Here is a 16,066-nt window from a genome sequence, read left to right as displayed (position 1 = left end):
GTGGAAGACCGCGGCGCGGCGAATGCCACTGAACGTCCAGCACCCGCATCAGATCGTCCGGGCGTTCAACGTTGTCACGGAGCGGATCTACTCGACGATCTGGTCGGCTGGCGCGTGGCCAGCCAATCGATGCGCATGCACCTGCTTCAACCCCCGCTCCAGATGACGGGTGAAAGCGACGGCGTCGAACAATCTGCCCGCCGCCCTCCCTTTCCGGACCGACTCTTTCACCTTGGCAAACGCGTCCGCGTCCCGCGCCAGTTCGATCGCCTTGGCGACATAGGCTTGCGGATCTGCGGCAATCAGGTGTTCGCAGCCGATCGCGCTCAGCACGCTCGCGGCCATGCGCGCCGGGAAGCTCTTGCCCGCCACCGTCAACACGGGGACACCCATCCACAACGCATCGCTCGCTGTGGTGCCGGCGTTGTAGGGCAGCGTGTCGAGGAACAGATCCGCGAAGGCAAGACGCTCCAGGTACGCGTCGCGCGCGACTCTCGGCGCGAAGACGATGCGCTCGGCGGAGAGCCCGCTCGCCATCGCATGCCGGCGGAGGTTGGCGGCGGCGACGGCATCCTCTTCCAGGACCCAGAGCACCGCGTGGGGCGCGCCATGCAGGATCGCCGCCCATCGCTCCCACTGCTCCGGCAGGATCTTGCAGGGGTTGTTGAAACAGCACAGGACGAACGCGTCCTGCGGCAGGCCGACGTGATCGCGGGTCAGGCCGGTCGCGGGCACCGGGCGCTGGCGATCGTTGGCCTGGTACCAGGGCAGCAGAAGCAGCCGTTCGTCGTAGAAGGACCGTGCCTCTTCCGGGATAAGGACCTTGTCCGCGATCAGATAGTCATACGCGCGCGAGCCGGACGTTCCGAGGAACCCGAGGTAGAGCAACTGGAGAGGCGCCGCCCGTGCGGCGAAGATGCCCGGTCTCGCACCGTCGGTGAATCCCGTCAGATCGATGGCGATGTCCACCTCCAGTCGCCGGCAGAGGCTCGCCACCTCCAGGTCCGAGTACGAAGCGACATCGTGGAAGACATCGAACGCCGCGCGGAGTCGATGCTGCATGGTGTCGTCCTTCGCGTGGCCATAGTTGATCGCCACCACCTCGAAGGATTCGCGGTCGTGAAGCTCGATGACTTCGGCCATCAGGTACGAGACCGGGTGGGACCTGAAATCCCGGGAGACATACGCGATCCTGAGGCGACGGGATGACCTGGGGGACTCGATGCTGTCGTCGTCAGAATGCCCTTGCCGTTGCCCTTGCCCTTGCCCTTGCGCTTGCATCCACAGCCGGGACGCGCGCTGTTGCAGCGCGGGGTCGTCCAGGACCGTCTGGACGATCAGCGGCTGGATGCGTGGCCTGCCGTCGGCGAGGTCCTGCACCAGGCGGTGCAAGCCGTCGTCCCACTGCCGCCAGTCGAAGACGTGCATCGCCGCATACAGCCGGATGCTTCGCAGCCCCTCCAGGTCCGGTTCAATCGCCAGCGCGCGATCGAAGTCCGAGATCGCTTCCGAGAACCGACGGTTCAGCAGCAGCAGGCTGCCGCGGTTGTTCAACGCGGCGACCTGTCGGTCGTCGATGTCCAGCGCCTGGGTGAAGGCCGCGAAGGCCTCGTCGGCGCAACCCAGTTCCTGGAGCAGCACGCCGCGCGAGGTGTTGACCGCGGCATCCCGCTCGAATCGCGTGCCCATCCGGCCCAGCGTTGCCAGAGCCTCCTCGCGCATGCCCGCGTCGATACGCGTCCGGACGGCCTCCCCCAGCGGCCGGGCGTCTTCGGGCATCGTGTCCGCGGCGACGTCGAAGGCCATCAACGCGGCTTCGGCCGCCCCGATCAGGCGATAGGTGAGGCCGAGTCCGAGGAAGGCCGGTCCATACGCCGGATTCATGGTGGCGAGGTTTTCAAAGGCCTGGATGGCTTCTTCGTGACGACCCGCCTCGCGCAAGGCGGTGCCCAGGTTGAAAGCGATGTCCGCGTTGTCCGGTCGCAGTTGCACCGCTGCCGCGAAACAGGTGGCCGCGCCCTCCCAGTTCAGATGCTCGGCGAGCAGCGCGCCCAGTCGCGTGTAAGGCCGCCAGTCATCGGGAAACCGCTGCGTGGCCTGGTGCAGAGCGTCCGCCGCACCGGCGGCATCGCCCAGCCTCTGCCGGACTGATGCCAGCAGCACGAACACTTCAACCGTCGCATCGCCGGCGCGCGCCGCCTCGTCGAGGACGGTCCGGGCTTCGGCCAGCTTGCCTTGCTGCGCCAAGGCGCCGCCACGTGCCGCACGCGTGGACAAGGCGCCGGGCACCCGACCACGAACATTGCGCTGCGCACCCCGCGCCCCTTTCGAGCTCATCGCGTTCGCGCCTTGCTTGAGTGACTCACCCGGAAGGACATGCCGGCGAAGAGAACCAGTGCTGCCACGATCTTCATCACACGCCTCCCGTTGTTGCGTTCAATTCCTCCAGCACCCTCAGCGCGATCGCACCGGCGCCGGCGCCGAATCCCCTGTTTTGCGACGACAGGTTCTGCTCGTCCGTCACGTCGTTCCACTCGACGTCGCCCTCGACAACGAGGTGCCGGGCATCCGTCTCCATTTCGAAGCGGATGAAGCGGACCTCCGAGGTGAGCAGTTGACCGAACAAGCGAGGCATGCCGGGGAAGTCGATCTCCAAGCGGATCACGATCGCCCGATCGCAGTCCACGCCACGCTCTTGCGCCACCTGGCGCAATGCCACCGGCCACGGGGTCGCGCGCCAATGACTCGCGATGTCCCGGATCCGGAACTTCGCGAGCGCATTCTGCTGCTGGACGTTCTGCTGTCTCGACATGGTCAATGGTCGCCGGGCAGGACTTCCACCGATTCGCAGATCACGAACTTGCGGTCGAGCGTCAGGACCATCTTTGTGCCTGGCAGCGAATGTGAAGCCACCGTGCGAACGGTCAGGAGAGGGCTGACAGCCGCCGCCACGGCCTCCATCGCGACGTGGGGGCCGTGGGCCAACAGGCCGTAGCCTCCGGTCAAGTGACCGCGCAGCACCTCGGGTGAGCCGTTCAGATAGGTCGCGGGATCTCTCCAGCCACGCAGCTCCTTTGAGAGCACCGCGTGGGCGAGATAGAACACCTGTTCCGGCGATGCCGGGGCGGAGGAAAAGAACAATTGCGACTGCGGTCCCTGATGGTCCAAGAGCAGGACATGGTCCTTGGACTGATTGATCGATCCGAAATGACCTACGGCGACATTGAATTCCTTGGGCTGCAAGCACCTGAGCTCGAAGCGCTGCAGTCCTTCCGGCAGAAGAAGGCTGTCGTATTCAATCTGCAGACGAAGACCGCCCGCGTCGTCCAATGACACCGCCCTCAAGCAGGCATCAAGGTCTTCATGCACCGTGTCGATGAGCGTCTTCAGTTCCATGCCCGATAGCCTAGCCCAATGCATCTGGTCGCATGTCAGCGATCGCGCCAGCTCAGGACGTACTCGGATCGACCTGCTCCACCAGCGCCTGCCTCCATTCCCTCGGCGACTTCCCCACCCGCTGCGTGAAGACGCGCGACAGCGCCGAGGCATTCGCGTAGCCGAGCTGATCGGCGATCTGCTTGATCGAGCGGCCCAGCCGCAGCTGCTCCTGCGCCAGGCTCAACCGCCAGTCGGCGAGGTACGCCGCCGGCGTCTGCCCCACCAGCTCGCGGAAACGCGCCGCGAAGGCGCTGCGCGACATGCCCGCACGCTCCGCCATACGCTCCAGCGACCACGCCTCGCCCGGCGCTTCGTGGACCGCCGCGAGCGCAAGCGCGACGCGCGGGTCCGACAGGCCCGTCACGAGACCCGGTTGCACGCCCGCCTCCACCGGATGATCGATGAGCCAGCGCAGGAGCTGGATCAGCACAACCTCGAAAAGGCGGTCCGCCAGGACGCGTTGACCGCAGCGCAGCCGCTCGGTCTCCGAGAACAGCAGCTGCAGCGACATCTCCAGTCCCTCCACGCGCGCCAGCGGGAGCAGCACCAGCGGCGGCAGCGCGCGCACCAGCGGGTTGAGCGGACCACCGTCGAACTCCAGTTCCGCGCAGGTGAAGTCGGAGCCCTCACGCGGCGGATTGCGGAACTCGTGCGCGACCGGACGCGGATAGAAGAGCAGCGAGGGCTCGTCCACGCGCAGCTTGCGCGGCAAGCCCGCGCTCGCAGGGTGGCGCAGCTCCATCTCGCCACGCTTCATCACATGCAGGAAGCCCCGGCCCGGCAAGGGATCGAAAGGGTTCACCCCGCACAGCGGCCCGACGTGGAACAGCCGCGCACGAACGCGGAAGTGCTCCAGCAACGAAGACAGGCGGTCGATCGGCGGAAGCGATGCGGTCGATGAATCGGACTTTGCAGCCATGGACGTTTGGATGCGTTTGATGGATGAAACGCGGCCAATGGTACTCCCGCGAGGACCACACTGACGTCCAGCAGCAGACGAACACCACGCCACTGCCTGACGTCTCCAACGACGTCATCGCCATCCACCGACATCCACCGACATCAACCGCTGAAAGGAAACACCATGTCCACCACTTCCCGCGTCGCCCTCGTCGATCCCAAGCAAGCACAGGGCGACGCCAAGGTCGCGCTCGACCAGATCCAGGCCGCCTTCGGCGCCACCCCGGCGATGTTCCGCGCCGTGGCCAACTCGCCGGCCGCCATCAAGAGCCTGTGGGGCAGCTTCGGCGCACTGGGCGGCGGCGTGATCCCCGCCAAGCTCGGCGAGCAGATCGCCGTCGCCATCGCCGATCGCAACGCCTGCGAGTACTGCCTGGCCGCGCACACCGCGCTGGGTCGCAAGGCCGGCGCCACCTCCGACGAGATGGCCGCCGCGCAAATGGGCGAATCCGCCGATCCGAAGACCGCCGCCGCGCTGCGCTTCGCGCTCAAGGTCGTCAACGACCGCGCCCAGGTCAACGACGCCGACGTGCAATCGCTGCGCGATGTCGGCTTCGACGACGGCGCCATCGTCGAGATCCTCGCGCACGTCGCGCTCAACCTCTTCACCAACTACGTCAACGTCGCCTTCGCCGTGCCGGTCGACTTCCCGTCGGTGAAGCTGCGCCGCGCCTGAGCGCGCAGCCCCGACCGGCCCGCGCCCGTCGCAGGTCGGTCGGTCAAGGCAAGGCGGCGACGGGCCGGCGTGGCACATCCCTTGCAAACCCGCGAGGCATGCCCACGTCGACCGCCCTGCCCCCTCCCGCCGCGACCGCCGTTGCGGTCGACGACCAGGCCTCGCCCGACGAGGCCGCCCGCCGTCTCGCGCTGCTGCTGGCCAGCACCGGCGAGGGGATCTTCGGCATCGACATGGACGGGCGATGCACCTTCGTGAATCGCGCCGCCTGCGACACGCTGGGCTGGCGCACCGACGAGGTGCTCGGGCGCAACATGCATGCGCTCATCCATCACTCGCATGGCGACGGCAGCGGCTATCAGGAGTGCGACTGCCCCATCTTCAACGCCTTCCGCCGCGGCGATCCCTGCCGCATCGACGACGAGGTCCTCTGGCGCGCCGACGGCAGCGCCTTCCCGGCTGAGTACTCCAGCTACCCGCTCTTCGAGCACGGCCAGGTCCAGGGCGCCGTGGTCACTTTCGTCGACATCTCCAAGCGCAAGCTCGCCGAGGAGCAGCTGCGCGCCAGCCACGACCAGCTCGAACGCCGCGTCGCCGAGCGGACCTCGCAGTTGCGCGAGCTCGCCCATCACCTCGAAGCCGTCCGCGAGACCGAACGCAAGCGCATCGCGCGCGAGATCCACGATGAACTCGGCTCGCTCCTGGTCGCGCTGAAGATGGACGTCAACTGGCTGGAACGCCGCGTCGGCGACAACGTCCAGCGCGACGCCATGGTCGCGAAGTGCCACCGTATGGGCGGTCTCGTCGACACCGCCGTCGACGCGGTCGGCCGCATCATCACGGACCTGCGCCCCAGCATCCTCGACCACCAGGGCCTCTGGGCTGCCCTGGAATGGCAGGCGCAGGAGTTCCAGCTCGCCGGCAGCGACGAGCGCGAGGTTCGCTTCCGTATCTTCGTCGCCGCCGACGTCGTCCCGCCCGAGGGCGGGCTGGCGATCGCGGTCTTCCGGATCTTCCAGGAGGTGCTCTCCAACGTCGCCCGCCACGCACAGGCCTCGCGCGTCGACATCCGCATCGACGTCGACGCGCCGCCGCATCCGGTGCTCTACCTGCAGGTCAGCGACGACGGCATCGGCGCGCGCGACGAGGCGCTCAACGACGCGCGCAGCTACGGTGTGCTCGGCATGCGCGAGCGCGCGGCGCAGTTCGGCGGACGGCTCGGTATCGCCAGCGCGCCGGGGCGCGGCACGACGGTGCGGCTGGTCATGCCGCTCGAAGGCGCATCGCCGGAGGGCGTCTCGTCATGACGATCCGCGTGCTGATCTGCGACGACCATCGCATCGTCCGCGAGGGCATCAAGCAGATCCTCGCCGAGGCCAGCGACCTGCGCGTGATGGGCGAGGCGGCCAACGGTCCCGAGGCGATCCAGCAGGTCCGCGCGGGTTCGGCGGCCGACGCCGGGCCCGACGTCGTCCTGCTGGACATCGCCATGCCGCAGCGTGACGGGCTCGACATCCTCAAGGCGCTGCGCAGCGAGTTTCCGAAGCTGCCGGTGCTGATGCTCTCCACCTACCCGGACCGGCAGTACGCGGTGCGCAGCCTCAAGCTGGGCGCGGCGGGCTACCTCAACAAGAGCGCCGACAGCGAGCAGATGATCGATGCCGTGCGCACGGTCGCCAAGGGACGCCGCTTCATTACGCCCAGCGTCGCCGAACATCTGGCTGCTGCCATCGGCGACGGCTTCGCCGCGGATGACGGCGTGCCGTTGCATGAGGTGCTGTCGCACCGCGAGCATCAGGTTTTCCAGATGCTCGTCGCAGGACGGAGCGTCGGCGAGATCGCCGAGCAGCTCGTCCTGTCCTCCAACACCGTCTCAACCTACCGCGCTCGCATCCTGGAGAAGACCGGTGTGCGCAACGATGTGGAGTTGACGCTTTTCGCCGTGAGGCGCGAGTTGCTCGCGCCTTGAGACCCGCCGTGTAGTTCCAGCCCTACACAAGAACCACGACGCGCACGATGCCGCGATCGTCTGCGCCTTCCTAGAGTGGAGTCCTCCGTCCACCGACCTGGAAAGCAGCGATGAGCGACCTCCGCCACGACCCTTACGACGCTGATCGACCGTTGCTGATGCGCTGCGCGTGCGGACGGCATGGCAGCGAGGCTGAGCATGCGCGCGAGCTGGACCGTGACCGCGCTGCGGCAACGTTGCGCCGGCGTGCCGATGCGATGGACATGACGGACATCGAGGCCGAGTCCAACCAGTTCGTCGAAGCCGCCTTGGTGAAGGCGCTGTTCCCGCAGGACGCGCTTCGGCGTCGTTTCCTGCGCGCCGTCGGTCGAGGCAGCGCGATGGCCGCCATCGGCAGCGTGCTGCCGATCGCCCCGCTGCAGGCGATGGCGCAGGAGCGCGGCGCGCTCGAGAAAAAGGATCTCAAGATCGGCTTCATCCCGATCACCTGCGCGACGCCGCTGATCATGGCGCACCCGCTGGGCTTCTACGCCAAGCAGGGTTTGAACGTCGAGGTCGTGAAGACCGCCGGCTGGGCGCTGATCCGCGACAAGATGATCAACAAGGAGTACGACGCCACGCACTTCCTGAGTCCGATGCCTCTGGCGATCAGCCTCGGCCTGGGCGCGACGGCCACGCCGATGAACGTGGCGACGATCCAGAACACCAACGGCCAGGCGATCACGCTGGCGATGAAGCACAAGGACAAGCGCGATCCGAAGTCGTGGAAGGGCTTCAAGTTCGCCGTGCCCTTCGAGTACTCGATGCACAACTTCCTGCTGCGCTACTACGTGGCGGAAGCGGGACTCGATCCCGATCGCGACATCCAGATCCGCGTCGTGCCGCCGCCGGAGATGGTGGCCAACCTGCGCGCGGGCAACATCGACGGTTTCCTCGGTCCTGATCCGTTCAACCAGCGCGCCGTCTTCGAGGAGGTCGGCTTCCTCCACATCCTCTCCAAGGAGCTGTGGAACGGCCATCCCTGCTGCGCCTTCGGCACCAGCACGGAGTTCATCCAGAAGAATCCGAACACCTTCGCGGCGCTGTACCGCGCCGTGCTGACCTCCGCCGCGATGGCGCGCGAGGCGCGCAACCGCGAGCTGATCGCCAAGGTCATCGCACCGCAGGCCTACCTCAACCAGCCGGAGACGGTGATCGCGCAGGTGCTCACCGGCAAGTTCGCCGACGGTCTCGGCAATGTGCGCGTCGTGCCGGACCGCGCCGACTTCGACCCCATCCCCTGGCAGAGCATGGCCGTGTGGATGCTCACGCAGATGAAGCGCTGGGGCTATCTGAAGGGCGACGTGAACTACAGGCAGATCGCGGAGAAGGTCTTCCTGCTCACCGACGCGAAGAAGCAGATGAAGGCGCTCGACCAGGCCGTGCCGGACGGCGCGTATCCGAAGTTCAGCATCATGGGCAAGACCTTCGATCCCGCGCAGCCCGATGCCTACGTGGCCGGATTCGCGATCAAGCGTGCTTGAGCGGAGATCGTCGATGACTTCGCTGAACGCGCGCGCCGCCCTGCTCTCGCTGCTGCTCTTCGGGCTGCTGATGGGCATCTGGCACCTGGCGACGATGAGCGCCGGGACCACCTCGTCCACGACCTCCGCCGGAGCCCCGGCGATGACGCCCGAGCAGATCGAATACGCGAAGCTGATGGGCAAGCCGGTGTCCGCCGACGGTGGAGGGAGCGCCTCGTCCGTGGCGACGAAGAGCGGCTTCCCCACGCTCGCGCAGATGGGCGCCACCGTCGTCCACCACCTCGCCGACCCGTTCTACGACAAGGGGCCCAACGACAAGGGCATCGGGCTGCAACTGGTCTACTCGCTGGGACGCGTCGCGCTGGGCTACCTGCTCGCGGCGCTCGTCGCCATCCCGCTGGGCTTCGCGATCGGGATGAGCCCGCTGATCCACCGCGCGCTCGATCCCTTCATCCAGGTGCTCAAGCCGATCTCGCCGCTGGCGTGGATGCCGCTGGCGCTCTACACGATCAAGGACTCCGCGGCGAGCGGCATCTTCGTGATCTTCATCTGCAGCGTCTGGCCGATGCTGATCAACACGGCCTTCGGCGTCGCCGGCGTGCGCAAGGAGTGGCTCAACGTGGCGCGCACGCTCGAAGTCCGGCCGCTGCGCCGCGCCCTCGAAGTCATCCTGCCCGCCGCCGCGCCGACCATCCTCACCGGCATGCGCATCAGCATGGGCATCGCCTGGCTGGTGATCGTCGCGGCGGAGATGCTGGTCGGCGGCACCGGCATCGGCTACTTCGTCTGGAACGAGTGGAACAACCTCAGCATGCCCAACGTGGTCTTCGCGATCCTCGTGATCGGGCTCGTGGGCATGGCGCTGGACGGGCTGTTCGCCCGCGCGCAGAAGGCGGTGACCTATGCGGATTGATCCCATGGAACACGGCGCCGCGGCGGCGGTCGATGCCGCGCCCGTGCTGGTGCGCGTCGAAGGCCTGGCCAAGCGCTACGGCGACACGACCATCTTCGAGGACGTCAACTTCACGCTGCGCCAGGGCGAGTTCGTCTGCATCGTCGGTCACAGCGGCTGCGGCAAGACGACGATCCTCAACACCCTCGCCGGCCTGGAGCGGGCGAGCGACGGTCACGTCATCGTCGACGGTCGCGAGGTCGTGGGACCGGGTCTTGACCGAGGCGTCGTCTTCCAGGGCCATGCGTTGATGCCCTGGCTCACCGTGCGGCAGAACATCGCCTTCGCGGTGCGCAGCAAGTGGCCGGATTGGTCGAAGGCGCAGGTCGACGAACAGGTCCGCAAGTACGTGGCCCTGGTGAGTCTGACGCCGGCGCTCGACAAGAAGCCGAGCCAGCTCTCCGGCGGCATGAAGCAGCGCGTCGGCATCGCCCGCGCCTTCGCGATCGAGCCGCGGATGCTGCTGCTCGACGAGCCCTTCGGCGCGTTGGACGCGCTCACGCGCGGCACGATCCAGGACGAGCTCCTCAAGATCTGCGCCGCGACGCGGCAGACGGTCTTCATGATCACGCACGACGTCGACGAAGCCATCCTGCTCGCCGACCGCGTGATGCTGATGTCGAACGGCCCGAATGCGCGGGTCGCCGAGATCGTCGTGAACACGATGCCCCGCTCGCGCCAGCGCGCCACGCTGCACCACGATCCCCAGTACTACCCCATGCGCAACCACCTGATGGACTTCCTGGTGGAGCGCAGCCATCCCCTCACCCCTGCCAGGAGCAACGCATGAGCCGACTCGACGTCACCGAAAAGATCATCGCCACCAAGGTGGCCAAGGGCCTGAAGTGGTCCGACGTGGCCGAGGCGGTCGGTCTGAGCAAGGAGTGGGTCACGGCCGGGTGCCTCGGCCAGATGACCTTCGACGACGCGCAGGCCGCGACGCTGGCGGGGATCTTCGACCTCACCGAGGCGGAGACCCAGTGGCTCAAGGTCGTGCCCTACAAGGGCAGCCTGCCGACTTCGGTGCCCACCGATCCGCTGATCTACCGCTTCTACGAGCTGATCAGCGTCTACGGCACGACGTTCAAGGAACTCATCCACGAGGAGTTCGGCGACGGCATCATGAGCGCGATCGACTTCCGCATGGACCTGCAGCGCGAACCCAACCCGATGGGCGATCGCGTCAGCATCGTGATGAGCGGGAAGTTCCTGCCGTACAAGACGTACTGAGGCGTCAGTCGGCGCGCAGGGCCGTCACGGTCCTGCGGGCGGTCGACGCCGCCGTTCTGCGCCAAGCCACGAGGACGAAACGGCGCAGCACGTAGCCCCAGGGGACGGCCAGGGCAAACGCGGGCGCCGCCAGGAAGATGTAGGTCAGTTCCTCCGCAGAGGAGCCGGCCAGCCGCCCGGCCTGCCACAGCGGGTAAGCGACCACGGCCAGCCACAGCGTCTTGTAGAAGATCATGAAGAGCACCACGGGCAGCATCCGCAGCGGATGCAGCAGCCCGAGCAGCGACAACGTGCCGTAGGCGGCCCACACGCAGACGGCCATCGCGCGATACGGCTCCCAGTCGCCTTGATGCTGGAAGATCGAGGTCCAGGCGGTGAACGCCATCAGGCTGCACATCAGCAGGTAGATCACGCGCAGGCAGGCGACCTGGACCGGACGCACGCCGTCGTGGCGCGCGGGGTCGCTGGTGAAGAAGGTCTTGAGAGTCATGGGAGCGGTCCTCGGAGCGTGGTTGCTTTTCTTCAGGCCGATCCGGAACCGCAATCGACGCGGAGCCAATGTTCCACGCCGGGCACGTCCCCGCGAGCTGAAGCCGATGGTCCGCCGTCCCGGCGGGATGAAACGCAGGCGAGGCCGATGGGGCGTTGTGCTGCCGGTTGGACAATGTCGCCAAGACCCTCATCGGTGAGACGCATGACGCGCTGGAAGATTCGAAGTTGTTTGGCCACGGCGCTTGCCGTCATCGCAGGCGCTGCTGGCGCCGATACGGGCAATGCCGTCGATGCAGCGCGGATCTTTGACGGCTACGAGGCTTTCTACGCGACGCTGCCGGATCCGCTGTTCACTGCGGGCGATGCGCGCAAGCGCAGTGCCGAAGGACCTGGGCAGCCTGCTGGGGACTTCTGGAAGTGGAGCGCGCAAGGGAGGCGCCACGTGCTTGCGCTCAAGGGTCCGGATGCGGTTGTCGATGGCCGTCGCCTGCCGGCGTCGCGCGCACGACGGTTCGACGGTGAAGGCCTCGCCCCCGCCCTGGGGCGATCGGCCACGGTGTATGCGAACGACGAGGCCGTGTGCATCGAGGGCGTGCCGGCCAGTGCCAGCGGCACCGCCGTCCGCCATGTGCGGGTGACGCTGATCACGCGGCCCTACGGTGCTGCCGCGAAGCGCTTCGAACTTCCGAGCCTGTTCGCGAGTTGCCTGGGCCTGACCCGCATCCGAAGGGACGTCACCACGGGCATCGCCGCAGGCATCGGTTTCTTGCGCGTGAGCTACCGGTGGCCGGAAAACGCACCAGCGCCGGAAGGCGTGACGTTCGAGGCCTTCGGGTTGAAAGGCCATGCCTTCATTCCCATGCCGCACACCATCGCAGCGACTTTCGTCGAGACCGGGAACGTCTACCGGTTCACGACGCCTTGAAGCAGCGGCCCCGAATCACGCTACTTCGCCAACAGGTCGATCGCGTCGTCACGGCTGCCGGCCCTCAGCCGGTTCACATGCAACGCGACCAGCCTGTCCTCCGGACGGCTCGTCGCCAGGACCTCGAACGCTGCGAGTGCCTCATCGCTGCCATCGCGCATCAGCGCGAAGGCGTGCGCGTAGTCGAGGTCCGCTTCGACGGAACCTCCGTCCGCCGCCAAGGCCTCGTGAACCCTCAGGTAGGACGAGCGCCCTGCCAGCCGCAAGCGCCCGATGGGTCGTGTCACGGCGCCCGGGCAGCCCCGCAGCGTCTCCTCCGAGACGCAGAGCGAGGTCCCCAGGAACTTGTTGGCGCCTTCCAGACGTGCAGCCGTGTTCACCGGATCCCCCAGGGCGCGGTAGTCGAAGAGCGTCGCTCCGCCGAAGTTGCCCACGGTCACTTCGCCGCTGTGCACGCCGATGCGCGTGTCGCAGAACGCGATGCCCTGCCGCCCCAGCACGTCGACATGCTCCCGCGCGAACGCCTGCATCTCCAGTGCGCAACGCAGCGCGCGCGCTTCGTGGTCGGCCTGCGGCACGGGCGCGGAGAACATGATCGCGACCGCGTCTCCCACGATGCGGTCCAGCGTGCCGTCGTGCTTGAACGCGATGGCGATCATCCGGTCGAGGTAGGTGTTCAGCACCGACACCGCGACCGCCGGATCCATCGATTCCATCCTCGCCGTGAAGCCCTGCAGGTCGGTGAACACGAAGCTGCACCGCTGGCGACGACCGCCCAGCTCCAGCGCCTGCGGGTTCGCGACCAGGTAGTCGATCAGGTTGGGCGAGACGTATCGCGAGAACGTCGTCTGCATCCAGCGCTGGCGTCGCTCCGCCCACCGATGACGCATCAGCATGGTCGGGGCGAACACGAGCGCCATCGCGAGCACGGGCGCACCCGGATCCAGCAGCAGACGTTCGAAGCGGAAGGACGTCCATGCCCCCAGTCCGATCGCACCCACGAGCCCCAGGAACAGGAGACTCGACCGACCCGGACGCGCCCTCATCGCGACGATCCCCACCGCGATGCAGCCGAGCAACGCGACGATCGCCTCCGTGGCGGGCACCCAGCCGGGTCTGCGCAGTTGTTGGCCGGACACGATCTGCTCCAGCGCCTGCGCATGAACCTCGACGCCCGGGATGACGCCTCCGAGCGGGCTGAACCGAAGATCCAGCAGGCCTTGCGCCGACGTCCCGATCAGGACGAGGCGACCCTTCAGCGACGCCGGCGGAACGCGCCCCTCCAGCAACTGCCACGCCGGCAGGTAGCGCTCGGCCTGCGGACGCGCGAAGTGCATCCACAGGGCGCCGGTCTGATCGGTGTCGATCCGATGCCCGCCGATGCGGAGGTCGACGACACCGCCCGCGTCCGCGGCGCTGTGGACGACGTAGGCGTCCGCGCCGGCAGCCAGGCGCAACGCCTCCGCGGTCAGCGATGGCACCGGCCGCCCCTGCAGGCTGAACAGGAGCGGCACGCGGCGTACGACGCCGTCCACATCCGGCATGAAGGTCATCGCGCCCTGCCCCGCCGCGGCCAGCTGCAGGTCGCGGAGATTGGATACGCTGCTGGAGAACGCCGGCACCGAACGGGTCGGCTCGCCGCCGACGGCGATGAAGCCGGCCTTGGACAGCAATGTCCCGCCGGCGGCCTGCGCTGCGTCGCCCCCCAGCCGCGGCCCGGTCAGCGCGACGCCGAGGGCGACCCGCCCGCTTCGCAGCGCCTGCGCCAGCGACTGGTCGGGATCATCGGAAGCGTTGCCTCCCGTATCGGCGCGCGTCTGCCCCTCCGGTTCGGGAAACATGATGTCGAGCGATACGGACGCGGGTTCGAGCTGCTGCGCGGCGTCCAGCAGGCGCGCCACCTGGGCCCGGGACCACGGCCATTGCCCGAAGCGTCTCAGGCTCTCCTCGTCGATGTCGACGATCCGCACGGACGGCGCCAGATAGGGTCGCGGGTACCAGCGCTGGAACTGGTCGAACACGGCGTTGCGCGCCACGCGCAACGGGACAGGATCGTGCACGAGCAGCGTCATCGCCGCCAGCATCGCCACGATCGGCACCAGCCAGGCCACGCGCGGCAGGCGGGCGCCGGTCTCAGCCATGGGTGCCGGCAGCCTGGTAGGCGCTCGCGTCCTCCACGTCGATCTGCGACGGGTCCAGGTGCTTGCGCGCGAACTCGAGATAGACGCCCGAGGTCAGGAAGAGGTTGAAGATGTCCGGATCGACGTGCGGCCCCGCCATCCGCTGCAAGACTGCCAGGGCCTCGGACAGCTTCTTGGGCTTCTTGTACGGCCGGTCCGACGCCGTCAGCGCTTCGAAGATGTCGGCCACCGCCATGATGCGGCTCGGCACGGACAGCCGGTCGGGTCCGAGCCGACGCGGATAGCCCTTGCCGTCCATGCGCTCGTGATGCGTGCCGGCGTACTCCGGCACGCGGCGCAGGTGCTTCGGGAACGGCATCTGTTCGAGCATGGTGACCGTGTGCACCATGTGCTCATTGATCTTGTAGCGCTCCTCCGGCGTCAGCGTCCCGCTGCGCACGCCGAGGTTGTGCAGCTCGCCCCGGTTGTAGAGATGTTCCGGGACGTCCATGCGGAAGCCGTAGGCAGGATCCGGCCGGTCTTCCGCCGGCCGCGGCACGATGTCGCGCAGGCGGTCCGACAACAGAGGTTCGCTGCAGGGCAGCTCGGCTGCGGCCTCGCCGCTGCGGCTGGCCAGCTCCGCCCCCGACAGGCCGAGACGGTCGTCGAAGTGCCTCGTCCAGCGGCGGGCGCCGACGCGATGCAGTCGATCGACCGCCTCATCGTCCATCGTCTCCGTGCCCACGTTGCACTTGGCCACGAATTCGAAGTCCTCCTCCAGCTGCGCGAGCGAGGTCTCATGCGCCGCCTGCGCCTGCGCAGTCCACTTGTCGTCCAGACGCGCCTGCAACGCGGCGATCTCCAGGTCCCGCCGCAGGACCTCGAAACGCATCCGGACCTCATGGATGCGGTTGTGGATGGTCTCCAGCTTGGTCGCCTTGTCGATCACGTACTCGGGCGTCGTCACCTTGCCGCAGTCGTGCAGCCAGGCCCCGATGCGGAACTCCTCCCACTCTTCCTCGGACCGGAAGGCGAAATGCCTGAGCGGTCCGTCGGTGGCGTCGCTCGCCGCCCGCGCCAGCATGATCGCCAGCTCCGGCACGCGCTCGCAATGGCGGCCGGTGTAGGGGCTCTTCGCGTCGATCGCGTTCGCCAGCACGCGGATCAGGCTGCCCATCAGGTCCTTCTGCGACTCCACCAGCGACAGGTTGTCCAGCGCCACCGCCGCCTGCGCCGCGATCGCCTCCACCAGGGTCACCGTCTCGGGATCGAACGGCACGATGGCGCCGGTCGCCGGATCCAGCGCGTTCATGAACTGCAGCACCCCGATCGGCGCGCCGCCCCGCGGGGCGATCGGGACCGTCAGCATGGACACGGTGCGATACCCCGTCGCGACATCGAAGGCGCGCGTGCCGGTGAGGTCGAACCGGCTCTCCGCATACACGTCGTCGATCAGCACGGCGCGGTTGTGCAGCACCGTGTAGACGGAGACGAAGTTCTCGTTGGGACGGCCGGTGTGCTCGTGGTACAGCGGGATCTGCTGGGAAGGCAAGGGATCGCTGCGGGTGCGCAGCTCGAAGCGCAGCGTCTGCTGTTCCGTCACCATGTACATCGTGGCGCCGTCGCAATGCAGCAGCCGGCGGCCTTCGCCGAGCAGCTGCTGCAGCAGCGCCTGCCGGTCCCGGCTCATGGACATCATGATGCAGGTCTCGATCAGGCCCTTGAGCCGGACCGCGTCGACGGAGCGTCGGGAGTGGCGGGGGTCGGGTGAGGTCATCGGT

15 protein-coding genes are annotated in these 16,066 nt (G+C 67.7%); 8 read left to right on the top strand and 7 right to left on the bottom strand.

Translation table 11 applies throughout. The features are described from left to right. Nucleotides 1–87: 87 nt before the first annotated feature. From ACQZ13_RS12090 to ACQZ13_RS12075, 4 genes are all read right to left on the bottom strand, one after another. On the bottom strand, nucleotides 88–2,337 hold the full coding sequence (locus ACQZ13_RS12090; RefSeq protein ID WP_431052212.1) for a tetratricopeptide repeat protein: 2,250 nt from the start codon (nucleotides 2,335–2,337) through the stop codon (nucleotides 88–90). A 76-nt stretch (nucleotides 2,338–2,413) separates the two neighbouring features. Then, nucleotides 2,414–2,812, bottom strand: coding sequence for a hypothetical protein (locus ACQZ13_RS12085; RefSeq protein ID WP_431052210.1), 399 nt, complete (start codon nucleotides 2,810–2,812; stop codon nucleotides 2,414–2,416). Between the two features lie 2 nt (nucleotides 2,813–2,814). Continuing rightward, nucleotides 2,815–3,396 carry a hypothetical protein gene (locus tag ACQZ13_RS12080; RefSeq protein WP_431052208.1) on the bottom strand — a complete coding sequence of 194 codons (582 nt, stop codon included), beginning with the start codon at nucleotides 3,394–3,396 and terminating at the stop codon, nucleotides 2,815–2,817. A gap of 52 nt (nucleotides 3,397–3,448) precedes the next feature. After that, nucleotides 3,449–4,357, bottom strand: coding sequence for an AraC family transcriptional regulator (locus ACQZ13_RS12075; RefSeq protein ID WP_431052206.1), 909 nt, complete (start codon nucleotides 4,355–4,357; stop codon nucleotides 3,449–3,451). A 165-nt stretch (nucleotides 4,358–4,522) separates the two neighbouring features. Here ACQZ13_RS12075 and ACQZ13_RS12070 point away from each other — a divergent pair, with 165 nt between their 5' ends. The 7 genes from ACQZ13_RS12070 to cynS all read left to right on the top strand — a co-directional run bounded on the left by ACQZ13_RS12070 (nucleotide 4,523) and on the right by cynS (nucleotide 10,748). Continuing rightward, nucleotides 4,523–5,074, top strand: a complete 552-nt coding sequence (locus tag ACQZ13_RS12070; protein ID WP_431052204.1) for a carboxymuconolactone decarboxylase family protein — start codon at nucleotides 4,523–4,525, stop codon at nucleotides 5,072–5,074. A gap of 98 nt (nucleotides 5,075–5,172) precedes the next feature. After that, complete coding sequence (locus ACQZ13_RS12065) at nucleotides 5,173–6,381, top strand: PAS domain-containing sensor histidine kinase (RefSeq protein WP_431052202.1); 1,209 nt, start codon at nucleotides 5,173–5,175, stop codon at nucleotides 6,379–6,381. Next, the gene (locus ACQZ13_RS12060; protein WP_431052200.1) at nucleotides 6,378–7,043 is read left to right on the top strand and encodes a response regulator; all 666 of its coding nucleotides are present in this window, start codon (nucleotides 6,378–6,380) and stop codon (nucleotides 7,041–7,043) included. Before ACQZ13_RS12065 ends, ACQZ13_RS12060 begins: the two co-directional genes overlap by 4 nt. Nucleotides 7,044–7,153: 110 nt before the next feature. Next, nucleotides 7,154–8,566, top strand: coding sequence for a CmpA/NrtA family ABC transporter substrate-binding protein (locus ACQZ13_RS12055; protein ID WP_431052198.1), 1,413 nt, complete (start codon nucleotides 7,154–7,156; stop codon nucleotides 8,564–8,566). A gap of 13 nt (nucleotides 8,567–8,579) precedes the next feature. Next, entirely contained in the window at nucleotides 8,580–9,479 is a 900-nt protein-coding gene (ntrB, locus tag ACQZ13_RS12050) for a nitrate ABC transporter permease (RefSeq protein WP_431052196.1), read from the top strand. Nucleotides 9,480–9,483: 4 nt separating this feature from the next. Next, entirely contained in the window at nucleotides 9,484–10,308 is an 825-nt protein-coding gene (locus ACQZ13_RS12045; protein ID WP_431052194.1) for an ABC transporter ATP-binding protein, read from the top strand. Next, entirely contained in the window at nucleotides 10,305–10,748 is a 444-nt protein-coding gene (gene cynS, locus ACQZ13_RS12040; protein ID WP_088403890.1) for a cyanase, read from the top strand. The genes ACQZ13_RS12045 and cynS overlap by 4 nt, the downstream gene beginning before the upstream one ends. A gap of 4 nt (nucleotides 10,749–10,752) precedes the next feature. On the opposite strand, the gene ACQZ13_RS12035 is transcribed toward cynS, so the two are convergent. Then, nucleotides 10,753–11,238 carry a hypothetical protein gene (locus ACQZ13_RS12035; protein ID WP_431052192.1) on the bottom strand — a complete coding sequence of 162 codons (486 nt, stop codon included), beginning with the start codon at nucleotides 11,236–11,238 and terminating at the stop codon, nucleotides 10,753–10,755. A 204-nt stretch (nucleotides 11,239–11,442) separates the two neighbouring features. Between ACQZ13_RS12035 and ACQZ13_RS12030 the strand changes: the two genes are divergently transcribed. After that, nucleotides 11,443–12,165: a hypothetical protein gene (locus tag ACQZ13_RS12030; RefSeq protein ID WP_431052190.1), complete on the top strand. Its 723-nt coding sequence runs from the start codon at nucleotides 11,443–11,445 to the stop codon at nucleotides 12,163–12,165. A 20-nt stretch (nucleotides 12,166–12,185) separates the two neighbouring features. Here the strand turns inward: ACQZ13_RS12030 and ACQZ13_RS12025 are convergent, their stop codons facing one another. Beyond that, complete coding sequence (locus ACQZ13_RS12025) at nucleotides 12,186–14,306, bottom strand: CHASE2 domain-containing protein (protein ID WP_431052188.1); 2,121 nt, start codon at nucleotides 14,304–14,306, stop codon at nucleotides 12,186–12,188. Next, entirely contained in the window at nucleotides 14,299–16,062 is a 1,764-nt protein-coding gene (locus ACQZ13_RS12020) for an HD-GYP domain-containing protein (protein ID WP_431052186.1), read from the bottom strand. The genes ACQZ13_RS12025 and ACQZ13_RS12020 overlap by 8 nt, the downstream gene beginning before the upstream one ends. Nucleotides 16,063–16,066: the final 4 nt, after the last annotated feature.

This window comes from Roseateles sp. L2-2, from assembly GCF_050613215.1.
Lineage (GTDB): Bacteria > Pseudomonadota > Gammaproteobacteria > Burkholderiales > Burkholderiaceae_C > Roseateles > Roseateles noduli.
This window is presented reverse-complemented; position numbering and strand designations above follow the sequence as displayed.

Excerpts from the sequence above, each read along its gene's own strand:
- ACQZ13_RS12090 (WP_431052212.1), bottom strand. The coding sequence starts at position 2,337 with ATGAGCTCGAAAGGGGCGCGGGGTGCGCAGCGCAATGTTCGTGGTCGG.
- ACQZ13_RS12085 (WP_431052210.1), bottom strand. The coding sequence starts at position 2,812 with ATGTCGAGACAGCAGAACGTCCAGCAGCAGAATGCGCTCGCGAAGTTC.
- ACQZ13_RS12080 (WP_431052208.1), bottom strand. The coding sequence starts at position 3,396 with ATGGAACTGAAGACGCTCATCGACACGGTGCATGAAGACCTTGATGCC.
- ACQZ13_RS12075 (WP_431052206.1), bottom strand. The coding sequence starts at position 4,357 with ATGGCTGCAAAGTCCGATTCATCGACCGCATCGCTTCCGCCGATCGAC.
- ACQZ13_RS12070 (WP_431052204.1), top strand. The coding sequence starts at position 4,523 with ATGTCCACCACTTCCCGCGTCGCCCTCGTCGATCCCAAGCAAGCACAG.
- ACQZ13_RS12065 (WP_431052202.1), top strand. The coding sequence starts at position 5,173 with ATGCCCACGTCGACCGCCCTGCCCCCTCCCGCCGCGACCGCCGTTGCG.
- ACQZ13_RS12060 (WP_431052200.1), top strand. The coding sequence starts at position 6,378 with ATGACGATCCGCGTGCTGATCTGCGACGACCATCGCATCGTCCGCGAG.
- ACQZ13_RS12055 (WP_431052198.1), top strand. The coding sequence starts at position 7,154 with ATGAGCGACCTCCGCCACGACCCTTACGACGCTGATCGACCGTTGCTG.
- ntrB (WP_431052196.1), top strand. The coding sequence starts at position 8,580 with ATGACTTCGCTGAACGCGCGCGCCGCCCTGCTCTCGCTGCTGCTCTTC.
- ACQZ13_RS12045 (WP_431052194.1), top strand. The coding sequence starts at position 9,484 with ATGGAACACGGCGCCGCGGCGGCGGTCGATGCCGCGCCCGTGCTGGTG.
- cynS (WP_088403890.1), top strand. The coding sequence starts at position 10,305 with ATGAGCCGACTCGACGTCACCGAAAAGATCATCGCCACCAAGGTGGCC.
- ACQZ13_RS12035 (WP_431052192.1), bottom strand. The coding sequence starts at position 11,238 with ATGACTCTCAAGACCTTCTTCACCAGCGACCCCGCGCGCCACGACGGC.
- ACQZ13_RS12030 (WP_431052190.1), top strand. The coding sequence starts at position 11,443 with ATGACGCGCTGGAAGATTCGAAGTTGTTTGGCCACGGCGCTTGCCGTC.
- ACQZ13_RS12025 (WP_431052188.1), bottom strand. The coding sequence starts at position 14,306 with ATGGCTGAGACCGGCGCCCGCCTGCCGCGCGTGGCCTGGCTGGTGCCG.
- ACQZ13_RS12020 (WP_431052186.1), bottom strand. The coding sequence starts at position 16,062 with ATGACCTCACCCGACCCCCGCCACTCCCGACGCTCCGTCGACGCGGTC.